The 5,295-nt window shown below is 33.0% G+C and carries 6 protein-coding genes; 3 read left to right on the top strand and 3 right to left on the bottom strand.

The genetic code is table 11. The features are described from left to right. The first annotated feature begins 56 nt into the window (after nt 1–56). Nucleotides 57–1,025, top strand: a complete 969-nt coding sequence (locus AOG55_RS03575) for a phosphate signaling complex PhoU family protein (RefSeq protein ID WP_048102007.1) — start codon at nt 57–59, stop codon at nt 1,023–1,025. Here AOG55_RS03575 and rpiA read toward each other — a convergent pair. After that, nucleotides 1,020–1,688 carry a ribose-5-phosphate isomerase RpiA gene (gene rpiA / locus AOG55_RS03570; RefSeq protein WP_048102008.1) on the bottom strand — a complete coding sequence of 223 codons (669 nt, stop codon included), beginning with the start codon at nt 1,686–1,688 and terminating at the stop codon, nt 1,020–1,022. The genes AOG55_RS03575 and rpiA overlap by 6 nt on opposite strands. Before the next feature lie 87 nt (nt 1,689–1,775). Between rpiA and AOG55_RS03565 the strand changes: the two genes are divergently transcribed. Beyond that, complete coding sequence (locus AOG55_RS03565; RefSeq protein WP_055032459.1) at nt 1,776–2,639, top strand: FAD/NAD(P)-binding oxidoreductase; 864 nt, start codon at nt 1,776–1,778, stop codon at nt 2,637–2,639. A gap of 7 nt (nt 2,640–2,646) precedes the next feature. On the opposite strand, the gene AOG55_RS03560 is transcribed toward AOG55_RS03565, so the two are convergent. Together AOG55_RS03560 and AOG55_RS03555 are read right to left on the bottom strand one after the other, a co-directional pair. Next, the gene (locus tag AOG55_RS03560; protein WP_162216757.1) at nt 2,647–3,072 is read right to left on the bottom strand and encodes an SRPBCC domain-containing protein; all 426 of its coding nucleotides are present in this window, start codon (nt 3,070–3,072) and stop codon (nt 2,647–2,649) included. A gap of 10 nt (nt 3,073–3,082) precedes the next feature. Beyond that, nucleotides 3,083–4,351 (bottom strand): FAD-dependent oxidoreductase, encoded by a 1,269-nt coding sequence (locus tag AOG55_RS03555; protein WP_048102011.1) that lies wholly within the window; start codon nt 4,349–4,351, stop codon nt 3,083–3,085. A 176-nt stretch (nt 4,352–4,527) separates the two neighbouring features. On the opposite strand from AOG55_RS03555, the gene AOG55_RS03550 reads away from it, so the two are divergent. After that, a complete protein-coding gene (locus AOG55_RS03550; RefSeq protein WP_054964266.1) occupies nt 4,528–5,271 on the top strand; it encodes a glycerophosphodiester phosphodiesterase in 744 nt (247 codons plus the stop codon). The last annotated feature ends 24 nt before the right edge of the window (nt 5,272–5,295 follow it).

Raw genomic sequence — 5,295 nt, 5'->3', positions numbered from 1 at the left:
ACGACGCTCTTCCGATCTAAAACATACATATATATAGTTTTTTTAAATATATATACATGAGTTCAGTAAGAAAGATCCAGCTAACTGGAGGTTCAACATATATAGTTTCATTACCTTCTAAATGGGTTAAAAACAATCATCTAACAAGGGGAAGCGAGGTAAAAATTGAGGAATCAAAGGACAGACTTGTTTTATATAATAGCTCCGATGTTAAAACGGAAATAGATAAGGTTCTTAATATAGGGCAGATAGATACAAAAAGCCTTCAAAGGGCCCTTATATCAATTTATATTTCTGGATTCGACACACTTACAATCAGAAGTTCAAACTATATATCTGATGAGATAAGGGATACCATAAAAAAATTTTCCAAGCTGGTAATAGGAATAGAAATATTTGAGGAGGACTCAAAAAAGGTTGTATTGCAGAACGTACTTAATTCAAATTCATATCCAATCTATAATTCAATAAAAAGGATGTCTCTTAATGTTGAGTCAATGATATCCGATGTAATTTCAGGAATAAGTTCAAATGATTATGGCCTGTTAAAAAGTGTGGTATCAAGGGATGATGAGATTGATAGATTTCAGTGGTATATATACCGGGAGGTGAAGGCAAGAAGCTGTGAGGATGGTAACAGCATATATTATCTGCTATTATCAAGAATACTTGAAAGAATAGCAGACCACGCAGTCAATCTATGCAATATATGGACAAAAAAGAATAATTCATCAAAAACCGCAATAAATAAGGTAATTGAGTTTCTTAACTTCTGTCTGGAACTCTATAAAAAGGCCATATCACTTTATTATTCAAAAAAATATGCCGGATTAAATGATATTATATGCATGAAAAAAACAATAAATGGTTATAAAAACGAGTTATTAAATATTTCACTGGATTCTGATATTGAAACAATTTCATTTACATCCGAGGAAATAACAAGAATAGGCTTTTATTCCACAGACATTGCAGAGCTGGCCATGGACATGATACTTTCATCCTCCAATGAAATGGATTTATAATTTTTTAATATCAATAATTTCACATGTATTTCCATTCCCCTTAAATATTTTTGTTGTTATATTATGAAATATGCCAACCTCAACAACACCGGGAATCATTTTAATTTTTTGCTCAAGTCCTGTATCAGTATAATCAAATCTGCAGTCTATTATGTAGTTCCCATTATCGCTGATGAATTTTTTATTATCCCTGAATGTGCATTTTGCCCCAAGTTCCTCTATGTGGCTTAAAGTTTGATCTTCCATGAATGGTATAACCTCAACAGGTAATGGAAATTTATGCAGTTTTTCAGAAAATTTTGAGCTGTCAACCATTATAAATACATTCTTACTATTGTACGCAACAATTTTTTCCCTTACAAGCGCCCCTCCACCACCTTTTATAAGATTTCCATCAGGATCAAATTCATCTGCACCGTCAAAATCTATATCAATATTATTAATGTTATTTACTGTCTTAATCCCGTAACTATTGGCAATTTCCTCTGTTTTCTTAGATGTTGGAACACCAATAATATCGGTTATTTTACCACTTTTTACCAGTTCTCCAAGGGCATCAAGAAAATATCTTGTTGTTGACCCTGTGCCAAGCCCAAGCTTCATGCCACTTTTAACATGCTTTATTGCCTCCATTGCCGCAGCCCTTTTTTCCTCCTCGAACATAAATCCTTAATGTTAATGTGATTAATTAAGTTTTAATACCAGTTATAAATGGAATAAAATTTAAGGTTATTATTAATGCATGTACATATGGATAACATAATGATCCTTGGGAGTGGTTACTCGGGATTGAATGCCTATTACAGGCTTAGGAGGAAATTTAATGTAAAAATAATTACCAGAGATTATTATTTAAATTATTATCTATTTAACAATCCTGTAAGAATAAAATTAAAAGATGATATAATAAATGAGCAGGTAAAAGATGTTAATATAGAAAAAAGGGAGATAATAACAGATAAAAATGTATATAATGCAGATAAAATTATAATAGCCACGGGATGTGACCGCAATAATCAGATCACGTTTCTTGAAAAAATGAAGCTGGAAAATAACATGGCCATAGGATCCCAGAATGAATTTGACGAATATATAGTTATCAACTTTATACTGGCCATGAAAAAATATAATAAAAATTTTAAATTTTCAGGCAATGCCCTCTCTTTTCTTGGTAAAAAAATTCGTGATGGCGTTATTAGCCTGCTTAATCATTATAATATAACAATAACGGAGAGCCCGGATTATATTCTTCCAGAATGCAAACCGGCCCTATTTAATGACTTTTTAAACACGGATAATAAACTGCGAATTGCAGATGATGTTTTTGCCATAGGGGATGCCATTAATTTTGGGCCAAAAATTGGTGAGCTTGCCATGAGAATGGGCATATTTGTTGGAGATTACATAAATGGTGCAAAAAATAGCTTTGACCCTGTTTATATAACTGTTTTAGGATCGCCACAGGGTCCCGGGATGAGGGTTGTCAGCAGCATTCCATGGGGTGGCAGCATTGAAAAATTTAGATTTTTAAGGAAGCCTGCCATAATGAAGGGTTTTTTATATAATTACTACAGAATTAGACGCGGCAATATGGGATTTTTAAAATATATATAAATTTAAATTATAGGGCATTAATTTTATCCTTAAAACACTTTATTGTGCTGTTTATGTTGCTTAATGATACAGAATTTAATCTATCAGAACCCATAATTTTAACAATCATGCCAAAATTGAAATCGCTTTCCCAGTCTATTTTTGTTTCCTGTTCCGCAGGTGTTAGGCCTATATTGATGCGAAACTGTATCTTTGAACCAGCTATCCTGCCATCACCATCAATTTTTATATTATTCCCGGAATAATTATATGTAAATGTCATTCTTCCGGATATTGTATTCATTGCAGATATTCCTGCATCCGATATGTCAAGCTTGAGTTTACATTTTATTTTATCGCCATATTCAAGATCATACACACCCGGCAGACATGGTATAACATTTTTTAAATCTTTAAAAAACAATGAAACCTCATCATTGCCCTTATTAACCATAAAACTACCATTAAATTTCATTTTTGTTTCCTCTTTTAATGCCTTCATTCAACAGATATGCTGATAGTATGTAATCAGCATATTCGAAATCCATACCATCCCTGTAGGAATTTATATAATTTATAAATTCTTTATCAAGGCCACCCATATTTGACTCCATGTATCTTTCAAAAGTATCATTAAAATTTATTTTGGATGTATCATAATTATGTGAGCCAAAAATTTCTGATATCCTGTTGCTTAATTCGGACGCCATAAGCCTTGTGGTGGTGAATTTCCCACCTATTATGCTTATCATGTTATCGAAATTATCAATTATTGAAAAATCTCTTGTACCCCTGGAGTTATCATCCTTAACAAGAGGCCTCATTGAATAGTAAAGTTTCTTATAGCGCTTTTTTTCAAGTGATGGCACCATCTTGGATACCTCAGACAGCATAATATCAAGGTCCTCATCATCCACATCATTGGAATCCGGATCATCAGAGATAATTGCCAGGGTTCCGGCCACCGTGCCAGAACCGTAAGGGAGTATAATATCACCATCTGATGGGGGGCGCATCCTGTTAATTATGGACCCAACAAAGGGTCTGTCATAGACTGCCATGTATCCAAGTGTTGGCATAACTTCAAAGTTCTTTATGCCCAGATTCTGGGCAACATTACCAGACCATGGCCCCGAGGTGTTTATAATAAAATCAAATTTTTCAGTTTGTATATTTCCATTATATGAATATTTTAATGAAATTACATTATTTTTCGACACAGACCCGCCAACTACATTACAGCCTGTATTAAATTTTGTACCGGCCATTATGGCCTCCAGTGCAACAGCTGCAGAAAAATTATGAGCGCTTATAATTTTGTCAGGAACCCTTATAACCCTTTCAATCTTTGGGTTTACATATGCCTCCATTTTTAAAAATTCCTCAGGTGGTAATTCCTCTGAATCTATACCATTTTTTTCATTGCTTTTTATAAGCATGTCACCATAATTTGATTCAACTTCTCCAAGGGATATGTAATAACCGCCGGTATCCTTTATGAATCTGCTGGCAGTTTTGCTTAATAACTTATTTTCCTCCATACATTCCCTTGCTGAGTTTGGGTCATTTACAGAATACCTGGCACCACTATGCAGCATACCATGGAATCTGCCGGATGTCCCGGCAAGAAGTGAGTTTCTTTCAAAGACCGTTACTTTATAACCATTCATGGATAGATTAAGGGCACTGAAAATACCTGTGATCCCACCACCTATAATGCCTATTTTTTCCATTTAATGCTGTTATGATTTTTTCGTATTTATTGATATCTAAAATCTAAATTAACCTGTTAAAATTTAACGTAAATACCTCAAATTTAGACCTTATGGTGGAAATAAAATTAATCTAGGAATATTGATGTTTTATTTATCCTCAAATAACTATATAAGTAATTTATATATGGTGTTGCATGGAAATGTATGATTATTTAACAAAAAACTTTGTAATAATAGGTCATCGTGGCCTCCCTGAGAAATATCCAGAAAATACAGAGATTTCATTCAAAAATGCATTTAATTATACAGATGCTGTGGAACTTGATGTTCATTTATCTGCAGATGGTGGGGTTTACATAGTTCACGACTTTAATTTAAAAAGATTAACGGGGAATGATATTAATATAGAAAACCTAAATTCCTCTGAAATAGACAGGTTAAATATAAAGGGTTTTAAAATACCGCGGCTTGACTATATATTAAAAACATATCATGAAAAATATTTTTTTATTGAACTAAAAACAATAGATGATTCTGGCAGTATGGTTTATAACAATATTGTTACAAAAACTTTGGAAATAATAAAAAATACAGGAATGAAAGATCACGTTTGTGTCATATCATTTAACCCATTCTCACTCAGGGAAATGCATGCCCTTGATGATTCAATTATGCTGGGTCTGGATTACTGTGATTTATCCGAAAAATATATGGGAAAACTTAACAGTGTTGATCTGAGGGAACTTGGAATTTCTGTTTATATACCAGAATATAAAAATGATAAAATTGACTGCCTCATTAAATTAAGAAGTCTTGGATTTATTGTAATTCCATGGACGGTTGATAATTATGTTGATGCCGTGAAAATCAAAAATGCGGGTTTAAACGGTATAATAACCAACAGGGCAGATGTTATGGCCAGCATGCTAAAATTATAGCAGGATAATTATTGATCAATTATG

The organism is Acidiplasma cupricumulans (genome assembly GCF_001402935.1).
Taxonomy (GTDB): domain Archaea; phylum Thermoplasmatota; class Thermoplasmata; order Thermoplasmatales; family Thermoplasmataceae; genus Acidiplasma; species Acidiplasma aeolicum.
This window is presented reverse-complemented; position numbering and strand designations above follow the sequence as displayed.

Excerpts from the sequence above, each read along its gene's own strand:
- AOG55_RS03575 (WP_048102007.1), top strand. The coding sequence starts at position 57 with ATGAGTTCAGTAAGAAAGATCCAGCTAACTGGAGGTTCAACATATATA.
- rpiA (WP_048102008.1), bottom strand. The coding sequence starts at position 1,688 with ATGTTCGAGGAGGAAAAAAGGGCTGCGGCAATGGAGGCAATAAAGCAT.
- AOG55_RS03550 (WP_054964266.1), top strand. The coding sequence starts at position 4,528 with ATGGAAATGTATGATTATTTAACAAAAAACTTTGTAATAATAGGTCAT.
- AOG55_RS03565 (WP_055032459.1), top strand. The coding sequence starts at position 1,776 with ATGGATAACATAATGATCCTTGGGAGTGGTTACTCGGGATTGAATGCC.
- AOG55_RS03560 (WP_162216757.1), bottom strand. The coding sequence starts at position 3,072 with ATGGTTAATAAGGGCAATGATGAGGTTTCATTGTTTTTTAAAGATTTA.
- AOG55_RS03555 (WP_048102011.1), bottom strand. The coding sequence starts at position 4,351 with ATGGAAAAAATAGGCATTATAGGTGGTGGGATCACAGGTATTTTCAGT.